Annotated in this window: 14 protein-coding genes; 7 read left to right on the top strand and 7 right to left on the bottom strand. The window is 34.5% G+C overall.

What is annotated here, in order from left to right:
* Positions 1-3: 3 nt before the first annotated feature.
* Both CW752_RS08015 and rpmH read right to left on the bottom strand, forming a co-directional pair.
* Complete coding sequence (locus tag CW752_RS08015) at positions 4-714, bottom strand: cell division ATP-binding protein FtsE (protein WP_101239222.1); 711 nt, start codon at positions 712-714, stop codon at positions 4-6.
* Between the two features lie 153 nt (positions 715-867).
* The gene (gene rpmH / locus CW752_RS08020) at positions 868-1,026 is read right to left on the bottom strand and encodes a 50S ribosomal protein L34 (protein ID WP_002976260.1); all 159 of its coding nucleotides are present in this window, start codon (positions 1,024-1,026) and stop codon (positions 868-870) included.
* Between the two features lie 235 nt (positions 1,027-1,261).
* Between rpmH and CW752_RS08025 the strand changes: the two genes are divergently transcribed.
* Positions 1,262-2,266, top strand: a complete 1,005-nt coding sequence (locus CW752_RS08025) for a DHH family phosphoesterase (RefSeq protein WP_101239223.1) — start codon at positions 1,262-1,264, stop codon at positions 2,264-2,266.
* A 59-nt stretch (positions 2,267-2,325) separates the two neighbouring features.
* Here the strand turns inward: CW752_RS08025 and CW752_RS08030 are convergent, their stop codons facing one another.
* The 5 genes from CW752_RS08030 to tilS form a co-directional block, all read right to left on the bottom strand.
* Complete coding sequence (locus CW752_RS08030) at positions 2,326-3,147, bottom strand: patatin-like phospholipase family protein (RefSeq protein ID WP_101239224.1); 822 nt, start codon at positions 3,145-3,147, stop codon at positions 2,326-2,328.
* Positions 3,148-3,449: 302 nt separating this feature from the next.
* Positions 3,450-4,232 (bottom strand): alpha/beta fold hydrolase, encoded by a 783-nt coding sequence (locus tag CW752_RS08035; RefSeq protein ID WP_101239225.1) that lies wholly within the window; start codon positions 4,230-4,232, stop codon positions 3,450-3,452.
* Between the two features lie 512 nt (positions 4,233-4,744).
* Complete coding sequence (locus tag CW752_RS08040) at positions 4,745-5,269, bottom strand: biopolymer transporter ExbD (RefSeq protein ID WP_101239226.1); 525 nt, start codon at positions 5,267-5,269, stop codon at positions 4,745-4,747.
* Positions 5,270-5,485: 216 nt separating this feature from the next.
* A complete protein-coding gene (locus CW752_RS08045) occupies positions 5,486-7,552 on the bottom strand; it encodes a protein-disulfide reductase DsbD family protein (RefSeq protein WP_101239235.1) in 2,067 nt (688 codons plus the stop codon).
* Entirely contained in the window at positions 7,542-8,891 is a 1,350-nt protein-coding gene (tilS, locus tag CW752_RS08050) for a tRNA lysidine(34) synthetase TilS (RefSeq protein ID WP_101239227.1), read from the bottom strand. The genes CW752_RS08045 and tilS overlap by 11 nt, the downstream gene beginning before the upstream one ends.
* A gap of 87 nt (positions 8,892-8,978) precedes the next feature.
* On the opposite strand from tilS, the gene CW752_RS08055 reads away from it, so the two are divergent.
* The 6 genes from CW752_RS08055 to CW752_RS08080 all read left to right on the top strand — a co-directional run bounded on the left by CW752_RS08055 (position 8,979) and on the right by CW752_RS08080 (position 13,735).
* The gene (locus CW752_RS08055) at positions 8,979-9,812 is read left to right on the top strand and encodes an OmpA family protein (RefSeq protein ID WP_101239228.1); all 834 of its coding nucleotides are present in this window, start codon (positions 8,979-8,981) and stop codon (positions 9,810-9,812) included.
* A gap of 394 nt (positions 9,813-10,206) precedes the next feature.
* On the top strand, positions 10,207-10,854 hold the full coding sequence (locus CW752_RS08060; protein WP_101239229.1) for an O-methyltransferase: 648 nt from the start codon (positions 10,207-10,209) through the stop codon (positions 10,852-10,854).
* Positions 10,855-10,946: 92 nt separating this feature from the next.
* Entirely contained in the window at positions 10,947-11,663 is a 717-nt protein-coding gene (locus CW752_RS08065) for a C40 family peptidase (protein ID WP_101239230.1), read from the top strand.
* 20 nt (positions 11,664-11,683) lie between these two features.
* On the top strand, positions 11,684-12,151 hold the full coding sequence (locus tag CW752_RS08070) for a DUF1648 domain-containing protein (RefSeq protein WP_101239231.1): 468 nt from the start codon (positions 11,684-11,686) through the stop codon (positions 12,149-12,151).
* Positions 12,148-12,492 carry a cupin domain-containing protein gene (locus tag CW752_RS08075; RefSeq protein ID WP_101239232.1) on the top strand — a complete coding sequence of 115 codons (345 nt, stop codon included), beginning with the start codon at positions 12,148-12,150 and terminating at the stop codon, positions 12,490-12,492. Before CW752_RS08070 ends, CW752_RS08075 begins: the two co-directional genes overlap by 4 nt.
* A 4-nt stretch (positions 12,493-12,496) precedes the next feature.
* Positions 12,497-13,735: a 3-deoxy-D-manno-octulosonic acid transferase gene (locus CW752_RS08080; RefSeq protein ID WP_101239236.1), complete on the top strand. Its 1,239-nt coding sequence runs from the start codon at positions 12,497-12,499 to the stop codon at positions 13,733-13,735.
* The last annotated feature ends 271 nt before the right edge of the window (positions 13,736-14,006 follow it).

The following is a 14,006-nucleotide window of genomic DNA, read 5'->3' on the forward strand; positions in this document are numbered from 1 at the left end:
TTTTTATTCGAATAATTCTGCCGTATCCAATACAGAGACTTTTCCGTCTTCACATCTGATGGCTTCACCCGGGAAGTTTTGGATCATATGATAATCGTGTGTTGCCATTACTACGGCTGCTCCGTTTTCAAGGGCAACCTGCTTTAATAAGGTCATGATTTCATTAGACGTTTCCGGGTCAAGGTTTCCCGTTGGCTCATCCGCTAAAATAAGATCAGGGTGGTTTAATAGGGCTCTGGCAATGGCAATACGTTGTTGTTCTCCTCCTGAAAGCTCGTGTGGCATTTTATGCTTTTTGCTTTTCATGTTCACGCTTCCCAATACTTCATTGATGCGGTCCTCCATTTTTACTTTGTCATTCCATCCTGTTGCTTCAAGAACAAATTTTAAGTTCTTTTCAACCGTTCTGTCGGATAGTAACTGAAAGTCTTGAAATACAATCCCTAATTTTCTTCGAAGGTTAGGAATGTCTGAGGGTTTTAGCTTTGCCAGGTCGAATCCAACCACAGCTCCGTGTCCTGATGCCAAAGGAATGTGTCCGTAAAGGGTTTTCAGAAGTGAGCTTTTTCCGGAACCTGTTTTTCCGATAAGGTAGCAGAATCTACCTTTTTTAATGTTAAGATTTACATCAGAAAGAACAGTAAAGTTTTTTTGCGCAATTTTTGCGTGTTGTAAACTTATGATATTGTCTCCGGAGATATTTGTATGTGGCATAATTTAATTTTAAAGGCTGTTTCAAACAAAAATATTTCAAATTTTAAAAATAGAAAAAAGATGTCTATACAACCTAAATTTTAGTAAATTTTAACAACAAAAAATGCCTGAAAAGCAACTTCTCAAGCATGATTTGTATATGATAATTAGAAATTATCTCTTAGCGCGTGCAGCACTTACAGTTAATCTCTTTCTGCCTTTAGCTCTTCTCGCAGCCAAAACTCTTCTTCCATTTGGCGTAGACATTCTTTCTCTGAAACCGTGTTTGTTTCTTCTCTTTCTTTCTGATGGCTGGAATGTTCTTTTACTCATTACTATATGTTTAAATCGTAATTAATCTATTAATTTTCAGGTTGCAAAGATATATAAATTTTTATAAGTTACAAACTTTAATTATCTTTTTTTGAAATTATTTAAAATGTTTTTTAACCAGGTATTTATAAATCCCGATGAGAAAACGAAATTCTTTATGCAAAAATAATATTTAAATGATTTATATAAAAGCTCTATCTTTGAAAACTTAAATTTTAACGAAAATAAACACAAGATGTTTACACCAGCAGAACTTTTAGATATCAATACATTACTTACTCCAGAAAACAAAATAGTTATCCTTACCCACTATAATCCGGATGGAGATGCTATTGGTTCCAGTTTAGGATTGAAACATTATCTGAAAGCAAAGGGAATCTATGCAGAAGTAATTGTACCTAATGATTTTCCAAAGTTTCTGAAATGGATGCCTGAGGCTAAAAAAGTAATCATTGCTGAGTATAAAAGAAAGCTGGCTTCAGATATGATTGCTGGTGCAGATGTGATTTTCTGTTTAGATTTTAATTCTCCATCAAGAATAGGACTACTGGGAGATTGGCTGGTGAAAGCAGATGGAAAGAAAATTCTTATTGATCACCACCAGCAGCCGGAAAAATTTGATTTTGTCTATTCTGATACCGTGATACCGGCTACTTCACAGATGGTGTATCATTTTATAGAAGCATTGGAAGATGAAAAGCTGGTAAATAAGGATATTGCAGAATGTCTTTATACAGGAATCATGACCGATACCGGTGGATTCCGTTTTCGCTCTACGAGTGCGACGACGCACAGGATAATTGCCCATCTGATTGAGAATGGAGCAGATCCTGCGATGATCACTTCCAATACTTGGGATACCAATACGGTATCTCGCCTTCATTTGCTCGCTTTGGTTCTTGGGAGAATAGAAGTGGTAAATGATGGTAAAGTGGCAGTTTTGAGTCTGACAAGAAATGAATTGAAAGAATTTGGTTTCCAGAAAGGGGATACCGAAGGTTTTGTAAACTACGGACTGAGTATTGCCGGAGTTAAAATGTCCGCTTTCTTTATGGAAGATTTGTATGAGGATTTCATTAAAATTTCATTCAGAAGTAAAGACGATGTGGATGTGAATCAATTCTCCAGAAAATACTTCAATGGTGGAGGTCACATTAATGCAGCGGGAGGAAAATCCAACGAGTCATTATCGGCAACTATTGAAACGTTTAAAAACAAAGTTGAAGAAGGGAATTTATAAAGAAAAGTGCTTGTTAAAATAAGCGGATTGTGTTCATACCTCTTGAATACTTAAGCTCTTTAGTTTTCCGGTTCTTCAGTATTATTCCGATCTTTATGGTATCCTTTGAGTTCTAGTTCTTCACAAGTGTACTCATAAACCAACTGAAACATTTCATCCATATATTTCTTGCTAAAAAGGCTGTATTTTGCCATTTTAGGAGGATCTAAAAATATATTACAGTATTTCACTTTAGAATAAACAGATTTTGCAATGGCTAAGTGAAGGATGCGGTCAAACTCTTTCATAAGGCTCATTTTGTTCAACTCATCATAGCTGATGGAATTTACGTGGGATGCGATGAGGAAATCACATTTATCCATGATGGGTTCAATGGGGAGGTTATCTAAAACACCGCCATCTACATATATTTTGTTGCCCATTCTTACAGGTGGTAAAATAAATGGGACACTTGAAGAAGCCAGAAGAGGGGTAAAGAGCTCTCCTTCAGAAAAGAAATCGACAATGCCATGTGTCATGTCTGTGGCAGTAACATAAACGGGAATTTCTAAGATATTGAAATTGTCCTCCGGAAGATAATCTTTCAATAATTTTAAAATAAAATTAGAGCTGAAAATTCCGTTTTTTGATAGTTTTAAAGCAGATCGTGAAAAGAAGGAAGTTTCCCTTACAATCTCTATCATTTCATCCGGAGTTTTGCCGAAAGAATAAAAGGCGCCAATAATAGCGCCGGCACTTGTCCCTGAAATAATGTGAGGTTTCAGATTATATTCTTCCAGGGCTTTGAGAACTGCAATGTGGGCAATTCCACGCATTCCTCCGCCTGAAAGAGTAAGTCCGATAACCGGTGGTTTCTTTTTTTTTAACGAGAATAAACCCATTGCGAAAAATTATACCCTCTAATATACAGGATTTTTATTAAACAAATATTTAGATTTGTTGTAATACTATTATCAAAGTTGTTTAAACTTTATATACCTAGAAGCTCTCCTTTTAAAACACTTTAGTTCACTTAAGTAAGCTTGTTTAAAACGATTTCATAGGAAAGTCCACATAAGATAAAAATCAAAGATTTTTACAAAGCTTAGGTGTTCTTATTATGCATGAGGTCTGGCTTGAGAAACTTAAGTGGTTAAACCTTTTGCGGTTAAAAATAATCAATATAAAAGTTTAAACGGTCTCATCATAAAACCAGCTTCTTAGGGAGATTGTGAAGGAGTTCGGTATTGATAATCTCTGCACAGATGCCGGGTTTCTCCCAATGTCCATTATGTCCGCAGTCGAGGATATAAGATTTGATATTCGTTCTGTCCGGAAGATTTTTGATTGTGATGTCTGTTTTTACGGCATTATCATGTTTTCCTGCCAGTACTAAAATTTTAGCTTCCAGATTTTGCATGATATGTTTTTTGTCGGTTCTTTCTACCATTCCTTTTACGCAGGCAAGAGCGCCCATATTATTTGTAGAAAGGGCTGTTTCAAGAGCAATTTCAATTTTACCTTCTAATGTGTCCCTCTCATTAGGATTAAATAAATTAGGAATTCCAACTCTTGCATAATGAGCAAATGCGTCCTTGATTACTCTATAACTCTTGATGCGCTGTTGTTTTTTCTCTTCATCATCCGGAAAATAAGTGGAGAAAAATAAAGTCAGACTTTTTAACGTTTCGGGATGTTTTTCCGCCAATGCCAATGATACATAGCCTCCCATAGAATGTCCCAATAGATGAACTTTGTTGACTTTCTGATCATCCAAAACTTTTTTAACTTCATCTGCCATTAACTCCATGGTGTGTACTTCACCCAATATATCTGATTGTCCATGACCCGGAAGGTCAATTTTTAAAAGAGAAAAATCTTTTGAAAGGTGAGATTCCATATCACTCCAGATAGATAGATTTTCCATAAAACCGTGAAGCAATACTAAAGTTTCTTTCCCGTTTCCTTTTCTTTCAAAGTTCAGCATGATTTCAATGTGTATAGAGGTTAATAATAAAACAGCAGATGGCTGCCGATGGATTCTACTTTCAAAGTTAAACAAAAAAGAATAAGTGTTTAAATAATGAGAATCATAAAGCCCCGGAAACTTTAAAAGGCTGTTTTCGGGTAAAAGGGCTGGAAGACGGAAGAAAGAAGCTGGATTACTTTCAGTTATAATGATTGATAGCCTATAGCATCATTAATTTTTGCCTTAAGGCCAATAAAAAAGATGAATCTTTATTCTTTATGGCTTTCATTACTTTCAGTTTCCAGCTCCCGACTTCAAAACCACTTTACTCCGAACTGGCATTAAAATATCAAAATGTACAACGGGTATTCATTAGTTTTTTTAAGGTAGTCTTTTGACGGTATAAAATGAAAAAACGTTATAGACTTTCGAAACCTATGACGTTTAGATGTATCGTAAATTTATCAATTGTAAATGATGTTTTGAACGATCATAAAAAAGACCATCTCAATAGTGAGACGGCCTTCCGTTTATTGAACTAACTCTTTATAAACTTTTGTTTCCCAAGGCTTGATATCTGTAACGCCGTATCGCTCTTTTTTGGCGATAGCAATGTTGTCCAGCATATCTACAAAATTTTTATAGTTGGCTTCATCGGTTGGTTTGATGATCACCGTGAAATTTTCCGGATTAGGGGCATTTTTATAAGCTTCAGAAATGATTTTCGAAATCTTAATCCCGCTAAAATCGGTTTCTTTTAGATTGCTTGTATTTAAATCGTTTGCATTACTTTGATGGTAAAATACACGATTGTTTTCTCCGAGAATGAAAGTGACCTGGTTTTTGTAGTCAATTACTTTATCGTTGATTGCTTTTGGATCCGGATCTTTTGCCGGCAGTCCCAAATCCATTACATTAGGTTTGGTGAAATTGGTCGTGAACATAAAGAAAGTGATGAGTAAAAATCCCAAGTCTACCATGGGCGTCATGTCTACTCTGATCAACTTTTTCTTTTGTCTGCCGCTCTGTTTGTCTTGTGCGATTACTTCGGCCATAATTAATATTTTTTAATGTTAAACGGTATTTGATGAAAACTTTGAAAATCCGATCGTGATTTTGAAAAATTGATACAAAGTTCATACCTAAAATTAAAAAGTATTAATAATTTTCAATTTTCATTAATGATTTATACTTAAATACTGTTAAAATCAATGCATTAAAAAAGCCTTACCAATAATTTGATAAGGCTTGATGTATTTTAGAGGTAAAACCTATTTGTTTTTCTTGAAGTAATTCACACCACATTCTAAGAATGTTTTAAAATCCTCTTTCGGCATATATCCTGAAACCGGAGTGTTGATGACTTTTCCATCAGGAGTGATCAAAACATAATGAGGTTGTGAGTTGTTGTTGAAGTTTACCTGTTGGAATAAACTCCATCTGTCCCCAATAGTTTTTACCTTTTTGATCTGCCCGTCCCCAAGGTCAATTTTGGTTTTTTGTTCCTCAGGAAGCTCTTCTTTGTCATCTACATATAGCGATGCCAATACAACGTCATTCTGAAGGATAGGTAAAATATCGGCTTCGCTCCATACAAATTCTTCCATTTTTCTACAGTTTTCACAACCGTATCCTGTGAAGTCGATGAGAATAGGTTTGTTTTCTTTTTTAGCAATTTCAACAGCTTTAAAGAAGTCATGTTCCGGATGCATTCCTAAAATTCCGTCTTTTTCATCATGGAAATAACTTACGTTTAGTGGAGGCAAAATTCCGCTTAATAACTGAAGTTTTGGACGATCGGAAGGGATTAATCCCTGAATTAAGTAGATAACAAATCCAAAACCTAATACCCCTAAGATTTTTCTTGTGATGGATATTTTAGGTTTTTTATCATCATGTGGGAACTTAATTAATCCGAATAAATAGAGGGCCAGTCCTAGTGCAATAATGATCCATATGGCTATGAAAAGTTCTCTTTTTAAGAAGAATGTTTTAGATACTAAATCTGCTTTAGATAAGAACTTCAAGGCCAGAGCTAATTCTACAAAACCTAGAACTACTTTTACCGTGTTCATCCAACCTCCGGATTTCGGAAGACTTTGTAGTGCTTGCGGGAATAAAGCCAACAGTCCGAAAACAATAGCCCAGGCTAGCCCGAATCCGGCTAATGCAAATGTTAATAACATGGGTACATTGGCAGAACCTGTTACAGCACTTCCTAATAAACTTCCCAAAATCGGGCCTGTACATGAGAATGAAACAATAACCAGTGTTAAGGCCATAAAGAAGATTCCGATGATCCCTCCTGCTTCTTCTGCTTTTGAAGATTTGTTGGCTATAGAGCTTGGTAATGTGATATCATAATACCCAAAGAAACTTCCGGCAAAGAAGATGAATATAATAAAGAAAGCAATATTCAGCCATACACTTGTAGAAATCTCGTTGAAAATATTTCCTGCAATTCCGTCAATAACATGGAACGGAATACTTAGCAAAACAAAAATAAGAAGGATGAAAAATCCGTAAATAAGGGCGTCTCTTTTCCCTTTTGCTTTGTTTTTATTCCCTTTTGTGAAGAATGAAACCGTTAATGGAATCATAGGAAAAACGCATGGTGTCAAAAGAGCAATCAATCCTCCGATAAATCCTAAAAACAGATAAGTCCAATAGTTTTCTTCCACTTTTGTAGAAGCTGTTCCACAATCTGTTAATGGCTTTTTGAAATCTAAAGTTTCAATCTTTAATTGTTTAGGATCTAGTTTTGAAGTTTCAGTAATAGTCATTTCTTGTTTTGAAGGAACTTCAGTAACTGTTTCTACTGTTTTTGCAGAATCTTTTTTAGCGCCCGCTGTTTCCTCTGTAGCTTCTTCCGTTGCTCCTTTTGGAGTTACTTTTTGATTGAACTCTAATGTATTGGGAGCTAAACAAACCCTGTCGTCACAAGTCTGGTAAGTAATTTCAGAGGTAACGTCAGCAGGTTTTGTAGGATCTTTTAATTTGAATTTTTGTTTGAACCCTGCGGTATTGGAGTAAAAAACAATAGTTCCTCCAAACGCTTCGGAAAATTCTTCATGTTTTTTTCCGACTTCAGAAAACTTTCCGATGAGTTCAATATTTTTTCCTGAAACTTTATATTCGGTTGGAATTCCCGTATCTTCAGGAAGATCTTTAGAATAAATGTGCCAGCCACTTTCCATTGTAGCATTCAATACAGCTTCATACTGATTGTTGCCCAAATCGTTGATGGTGAATTTAAACTTGACGGGATTTTTAATCTGTGCATTAATTCCGGTCGCTAAAAATAGTAGAATTAATAAAAACCAATTTCTAAATTTCATTTTTCGTTTCATTAAAAATTTTGAGAACATTTTTTGTTTTCTCATCCTTTGTATATCTTCTATCCTGCCTGAAAGGGATGATTCCAAGTACGGAATTATCACGATCTGTCAGGATCCAAATTTTTTGCTTCGCTAAAATAGATAATTTTTCGTCCCTAAAAAATTTAGAAACTTTCTTTTTCCCCGAAAAACCAGCCGGATAGAACTCATCTCCTTCCTGATGTTTTCTTAAACGCAGCGGAAAATGAAGTTTTTCAGCATCAAAATCCCACTCAAAAGTTGTATTGATTTCATCAATGCTTCCAATAGTAAGGTTGAGGCTGATATTAATTTGAGTTTCGGAAAAATCAAAGCTGTCAATCAGTGGAATTTCGTTTTTGATATTCTGACTTTTGTTTCTATCAATGAGTAGCAATTCATCCCGGTTGACAACCAATTGATATTCTTTTGAAAAAAAGGAACTATTGTTTTCTGCTTTAAAAATCTTGGGAATCTCTTCTTCTTGATTAAACCCATATTTTTTTAAAATTTCAAACTTTACAAAATTGCTTTCCTGATCCAGCTTCTCCTTTGATAAGATTTTATAGTCTTGGTTAAATAGAGTGAGTGTATTTTCAATTTTTTGTATCTGTTTTTGAACAAAATCCTTCGTTTGGTTCAGATAGGAAGAGCTTTTTTTGAAGTTTTCTAAGAAATGTTCGTTGGTCTCCAGTAATTTCGGGACAATTTCATTCCTGATCTTATTTCTTAAATAATCACTTTTCTTGTTGGAAAGATCTTCCCGGAATTCAATGTGGTGGTCTTCTGCAAACTGGTAAATTTCTTTTTTTGAAACATTTAAAAGAGGGCGCAGGATATGATTGTCATTAGCTGGAATCCCACTTAATCCATTAATGCCGGCTGCTTTGGAAAGATTAATGATAAACGTTTCCAGTTGATCGTTGAGGTGATGAGCGGTAACAAGAAAATCTAGATTTTCCTTTTCCTGAATTTCTTTAAAAAAACGATATCGCAGTTCTCTTGCCCAAAGTTGAATAGAATTCTCCGGTTTTTTATCTTTTTCAGAAACTTCATACAAGTGGAATTTTATATGATTTTTCTCACAAAAATCCTGTACTACTTTTTGATCCAGATTAGAGTCTTCTCCACGAAGTTTATAATTGATGTGAGCTATCTGAAACTCATATTGTTTCTCTGATGTTTGAATGCTTAAATCGTGAAATAATGAGGCCAAAACCATAGAGTCGGCCCCTCCACTCACCGCTAAAAGATAGGTGTGTTTTTCAGGCTGATGAATGAGATTTTCTAATTGATTTATAAAGCTTAATTTTTTCAACATATACGTTGAGAATTTCTTTAATGCAAAGATAACTCATATAATTCAATTGAATTTCCCTAACTTTGAATAGTCTAAAAATGATTACTTATGAAGATTTTAAAAATTTTAGCAGTTTCTGCAATGGTGTTAGGAATGACATCTTGTGTAAGCAAGAAGCAATATGATGCCTTAAGCTCAAACTATAAGCAATGTATTGAGAATATTGGAGAAAGACAGAGAGAAATTCAGGATTTGAAATCTCAAAATTCTGCATTGACAGGTGAGAATAATTTACTAAAAAGTCAGCATGATGCTTTAAAATCATCACTGGATGCATGTTTGTCAAATACTGGAAAAAGTTCTGCTAATATTGATAAATTAGTGGGAGAAATCAATGCTTCCAACTCCTATATCAAGCAGCTTATTTCAAGCAATGCTAAAAACGATAGCTTAAACCTGGCGTTGTCTAACAAGCTGAAGAGATCTTTGGATAATGTGTCAGATGAAGATGTACAAGTAAAAGTATTGAAAGGTGTGGTAATGATCTCCCTTTCTGATAAAATGTTATACAAGACCGGAGATTATAATATCCTGCCTGCTGCTCAGGAAGTGCTAGGAAAAGTAGCAAAAGTAATCAACGATTATGATAAATATTCAGTATTGATTGAAGGGAACACAGATAACGCTCCATTGAATTCTGCTAATCTTCCAAGAGATAACTGGGATCTTTCTGCTTTAAGAGGAACTTCTGTAGCAAAAGTACTTCAGACTCAATTTGGTGTTGATCCGGCAAGAATTACAGCGGGAGGTCGTTCTGAATACAATCCGAAAGCGACAAACATGAGTGTTTCCGGTAGATCAGAAAACAGAAGAACGGAAATCATCATTATGCCTAAGCTGGATGAATTTATGAAGCTAATGGATATCGCTCCGAAAAAATAATTGATCTTATTTAATAAATAAAAAGAATCCCGAAGAAATTCGGGATTTTTTCATTAATCAAATTAATTCTTCTTTTTTCAATAATGAAATAATTCGGCGTAAAAATGAATTGGATATTTCAGCCTTAGTTTTTTGTGCAGAATACCTCGCATTTTTTCGTGATAATGCGATTTTCTGATTCTCATGGTTAGTTTGTTTTTCTGCCACAATCATTTTGTTTCTCTTAGTGTTTTTACCCTTTGTTCTCTTGGCAAAGCTATAACTAATACCACAAAAATAACATCCGTGTTTTTACGGTATTTTACATGGGATTTTCCCGATAGTTTAATGAGTATACAGATGATTAGGGTTTTTCCTTATATTTAAGTAATTTTGAATACCAAAAATTTGCAGCATGAGTTTTTTTGAAGAAAAGAATCCTGAAATGGATAGATATTTGGAAGCGCACGCTTCTTCGGAATCTGAAATTCTTAGAAAATTAAGAAGAGAGACTTACCAAAAAACGACACAACCCCATATGATTTCGGGGTATCAACAAGGAAGGCTTTTGACAATTATTTCCCAAATGTTGCAGCCTAAGAATATTTTAGAAATCGGAACGTTTACAGGATATGCAACCTTATGTCTGGCCACAGGTTTAGCAAAAGATGGAAAGATTACCACGCTGGATGTGAATGAAGATCTTGCGTATCTTCCAAAGAAATATTTTGATTCGAGTGAGTATGCTCACCAAATTGATTTTAAGCTTCAGGATGCGAAAGAATTTTTGAAAGAAACAGATGAGTTTTTTGATTTGGTTTTTGTAGATGCTGATAAAGAAAATTATGCTGAATATTTTAAACTCATTAAGCCCAGAACACAATCGGGCTCTGTTATTCTATTTGATAATGTTTTATGGTACGGAAAAGTATTGGAAGAAAATCCAAAACTGAAGTCTACCCAATCTATTAAAGAATTGAATGATTTGGCTGCAAAAGATGAAGATTTTGAAAATCTTATTTTACCTTTGCGTGATGGAGTCAACTTCCTTCGCAGGAAGTAATTAAAATATTCGAAGATTAAAAGGATTTGGAGGTTTTTTGCAGATCGTAATTTTTTAATCTTTAAATTATTCCATCTTTAAATTTAAAGTTAATGAATAAAGGAATTTGTATAGTTACAGTAGCACCGGTTCGTGCTGAAAATTCTGATAAAGCAGAAATTGTTACGGAAATATTGTTCGGCGAAAGTGCAGATATTATTGAGGTTAATAAGAACTGGACCAAGATAAAAATGCACTATGATGGCTATGAAGGATGGATGGATACTAAACAGATAAAACCTGTAACCGATGAAGAGCTGGCCAATAGAAAAGTTACTGTCGTTACTGAAGACTTCTCTTCCGTATTGATGAATGATGGGAAAACATTATTGTCGATGGGATCTGAAGTTGAGTTTCCTGTTGTAGCTTCAAGAAGAAGCCATGATGTACGTGAAAGCATCGCTCTTACAGCAAGAGAATTTCTTAATGTTCCTTATTTATGGGGCGGCAAGAGTTTTTTTGCAGTAGATTGTTCTGGATTTACCCAGTTAGTCTATAAAATTCATGATGTTAAATTACCTCGAGATACTTATCAACAGGCTGAAGTTGGGGAACCTCTTACTTTTGTGGAAGAAACGCAACCCGGCGATCTTGCTTTCTTTGAAAATGATGAAGGAAAAATTATTCATGTAGGAATTATGCTGGAGAATCAAAAAATTATTCATGCTTCAGGAAAAGTCAGAATTGATATCCTGGATTCCACTGGAATATTCAATAAAGAATTGAATAAGCATACTCATAAGTTGAGAGTGATTAAAAGCGTTCTGTAATTCTTTTAAAACCATCCGAAATGGAAAATGCTTTACTTACAATTGTTGATGTTTTAAATTTTGGATGTGTTGCTTTTTTGTGGTGGTTTACCATTAAAAATTACAATGATTTGCCTCAAAGGATACCTGTTCATTTTGATCTGGAAGGTAAGCCAGATCGTTTTGGGAGCAAAATCTACGCTTTTCTGATGCCTTTGTTAGGGATATTGATGTATCTGTTGTTTATGTTTATCACAAAGCATCCTGAAGATTCTAATTTTCCGGTAGAAATAACAGAACAAAATCAAGAGGCTCAGTTTTTAATCATGAAAATTGCTCTGAGAATTCTTTTCATATTGCTTGCGATGATTTTTTTGAATATTCAGGATTATACGTTCAGATATTCTGTTAACGAAAATGCAAAGCCTCGGATTCCGATGATTGTTGCTATTTTGTGTGTTGTCGGATTTGTTCCTTTGCTTCTTTTCATTACACATTTATTTAAATGATACAGTCTAAAAATAATTCAGAACATTATACCTGGGGAGACGGTTGTGATAGCTGGATCTTAAAAAATGCTCGGGACTTATCCATTAAGCAGGAAAAAATGCCGGTAGGAACTTCAGAAAAATTGCATTTTCACAGAGTTGCTAAGCAATTTTTTTACATATTAAAAGGAGAGGCAGTTTTGTATATTGATGAGAAAAAACTAGTCATAAGACAAGGCGAATCTGTTTCAATTGAATCGGAAATAAAACACTTTATTGCTAATGAATCTGCTGAAGAAGTAGAATTTTTAGTCATATCAAATCCTTCTACGAATAACGATAGAATTGAAATCGAAAAATAATCTAATGGCTTTTCTGTATACTATATTCATTAATCTCCTCATTCTTGGAATGAAAATCTTTTCATGGTTTAATGTTAAAACTAAAAAAGGAGTTGAAGGAAGAAAAGAGTCTCTGCATAAAGTGAAATCTGTATTCTCAAAAACAGATAAGGTAATCTGGATGCATGCAGCAAGTTTAGGAGAATACGAGCAGGGATTGCCTGTGCTGGAAAGGCTTAAAGAAAAATTTCTGGATCATAAAATTTTGGTGACGTTCTTTTCGCCATCGGGATATGAAAATGTTATTAAAAAAAATCATATAGCAGATGTAATATGTTATCTACCTTTTGATAAAAAGAGTCTTGTAAGAGAATTTGTTTCTCAAATGAATGTTAAACTATTTTTTACGGTGAAGTATGATTATTGGTATAATCTGTTAGATGAACTTAAAAATAAAGGAACAAAGATTTATGTGATCTCAGCATTATTCTACGAAAGGCAAGCATTTTTTACCTCTTATGGAAAATGGTTTACCAAAGAACTTCAAAAGAATGTAGATTGGTTTTTTCATCAGACACAACTCTCATTAGCGCTAGCTAAAAGTGTAGGGTTAGTGAAATCTTCGGTGGCAGGAGATACACGATTTGATCGTGTCAAGCAACTTCGGAATCGTGACAATCATGTTAATTTTATCAGCGATTTTATTGGAAATAATAAAGCTGTTGTTTTTGGGAGCTCATGGCAGGCAGAAGAGAAGATGGCAGAGATGATTTCCGGAAAGAATGAAACGGTAAAAATGATTGTAGCTCCCCATGATCTGAAAAGAGTAGAGCATTTGAAAAATATATTTCCTGACGCATATTTGTATAGCGAGGTACAGAAAGGCCAGCTTTCAATGTACAGCGCTCAGGTATTAATCGTAGACAGTATCGGACTATTGTCGAAGTTGTATTCCTATGCCGATGTAGCTGTTGTAGGAGGAGGATTTCATGATGCGGGACTGCATAATATCCTTGAAGCAGCAACATTTGGAACTCCTGTTATTTTTGGAAATCATTATAAAAAGAACCCGGAAGCAGATGAGCTGATTTTTGCCGACGGAGGAAAAGCTTTTGGAGATGAATATGCAGCTGCAGAATATGTTTTATTCCTTACAAATGAAGAGAACAAAGAAGAGCTTATGGTAATGTCTCAAAATGCAAAACAATTCGTAGACGAAAAGCCAAATTCTACAGCATTAATTCTTCAAAAGATTCTATCTTAACGATTTATACAGTTTTAAAGCTGAAGCTGGAAGAGGGAAGCTGTGATGGCTATAAGTATAACTTTTTATTTTCTTCAAAGTAAATTAGCTGTGTTGTTAACTGTCAATCATGATGACTGAAAATTATGTACATCCCTAAATAGAGTTGACCGTATTGTTATTTAATATCTCATTGTTAAATATATTCAAAATAGGCTTATTAATGTTCATATTTTGTCTCCAATATTCTTCAAATTTTTCTGGAGACATTCTACCAATTGCATTATGCGGT

Source organism: Chryseobacterium sp. PMSZPI (genome assembly GCF_002835665.1).
GTDB lineage: Bacteria > Bacteroidota > Bacteroidia > Flavobacteriales > Weeksellaceae > Chryseobacterium.

Excerpts from the sequence above, each read along its gene's own strand:
- CW752_RS08015 (WP_101239222.1), bottom strand. The coding sequence starts at position 714 with ATGCCACATACAAATATCTCCGGAGACAATATCATAAGTTTACAACAC.
- CW752_RS08045 (WP_101239235.1), bottom strand. The coding sequence starts at position 7,552 with ATGAAATTTAGAAATTGGTTTTTATTAATTCTACTATTTTTAGCGACC.
- CW752_RS08055 (WP_101239228.1), top strand. The coding sequence starts at position 8,979 with ATGAAGATTTTAAAAATTTTAGCAGTTTCTGCAATGGTGTTAGGAATG.
- CW752_RS08080 (WP_101239236.1), top strand. The coding sequence starts at position 12,497 with ATGGCTTTTCTGTATACTATATTCATTAATCTCCTCATTCTTGGAATG.
- CW752_RS08040 (WP_101239226.1), bottom strand. The coding sequence starts at position 5,269 with ATGGCCGAAGTAATCGCACAAGACAAACAGAGCGGCAGACAAAAGAAA.
- tilS (WP_101239227.1), bottom strand. The coding sequence starts at position 8,891 with ATGTTGAAAAAATTAAGCTTTATAAATCAATTAGAAAATCTCATTCAT.
- CW752_RS08075 (WP_101239232.1), top strand. The coding sequence starts at position 12,148 with ATGATACAGTCTAAAAATAATTCAGAACATTATACCTGGGGAGACGGT.
- CW752_RS08030 (WP_101239224.1), bottom strand. The coding sequence starts at position 3,147 with ATGGGTTTATTCTCGTTAAAAAAAAAGAAACCACCGGTTATCGGACTT.
- CW752_RS08025 (WP_101239223.1), top strand. The coding sequence starts at position 1,262 with ATGTTTACACCAGCAGAACTTTTAGATATCAATACATTACTTACTCCA.
- rpmH (WP_002976260.1), bottom strand. The coding sequence starts at position 1,026 with ATGAGTAAAAGAACATTCCAGCCATCAGAAAGAAAGAGAAGAAACAAA.
- CW752_RS08065 (WP_101239230.1), top strand. The coding sequence starts at position 10,947 with ATGAATAAAGGAATTTGTATAGTTACAGTAGCACCGGTTCGTGCTGAA.
- CW752_RS08035 (WP_101239225.1), bottom strand. The coding sequence starts at position 4,232 with ATGCTGAACTTTGAAAGAAAAGGAAACGGGAAAGAAACTTTAGTATTG.
- CW752_RS08060 (WP_101239229.1), top strand. The coding sequence starts at position 10,207 with ATGAGTTTTTTTGAAGAAAAGAATCCTGAAATGGATAGATATTTGGAA.
- CW752_RS08070 (WP_101239231.1), top strand. The coding sequence starts at position 11,684 with ATGGAAAATGCTTTACTTACAATTGTTGATGTTTTAAATTTTGGATGT.